Source organism: Mycobacterium sp. KBS0706 (genome assembly GCF_005938675.2).
Lineage (GTDB): Bacteria > Pseudomonadota > Alphaproteobacteria > DSM-16000 > Inquilinaceae > Inquilinus.
Genome location: NZ_VCCH02000360.1, coordinates 1 through 445 on the forward strand (window position 1 = coordinate 1; position 445 = coordinate 445).

A 445-nucleotide genomic window follows, 5' to 3' on the forward strand; every position below is an offset into this window, starting at 1 on the left:
GCCGTGGCGACCGACATCGAACTGGCCGGCATCATCGCTGACGATGACGGTGTCCGTCAGAAGCCCATGCGCCTTGACGCTGCCCCAGAGCGCCCCCTCGGTCGCGATCAGCACCGGATCGGGCGTGACCTTGAGCGCGGCGATGCCGAGCCGGTCGAGATGGGCCAGCCACGCCGCCTGGTCGGCGAAGCGCTTGGTCTCATGCTCCGCGAGCATCCGGATGACCGAGCCGGCAAGCGACCGGCTGCGCATATAGGCGAGCGCCTCGGTGTTGACGACGTAATCGCCATGGCCGGCGCGCAGCAATTCCAGGAAATTGAGCCGGCTCTTCGAGCCGGTGGTGCCGAACCAGGCGAAGCGGTCGTTGCCGATCTGCGTGCAGTACCCGTTCCGGGCCTTGTGGCGGGCCCCGGTGTCGTCGACCGTGACCCAAGGGGCCGTGGCG

General features: G+C 68.5%; 1 protein-coding gene. It reads right to left on the minus strand.

The features are described 5' to 3' along the window. A partial coding sequence (locus FFK22_RS42275) for a hypothetical protein (RefSeq protein ID WP_221939327.1) occupies positions 1-445 on the minus strand: 445 nt, incomplete at both ends.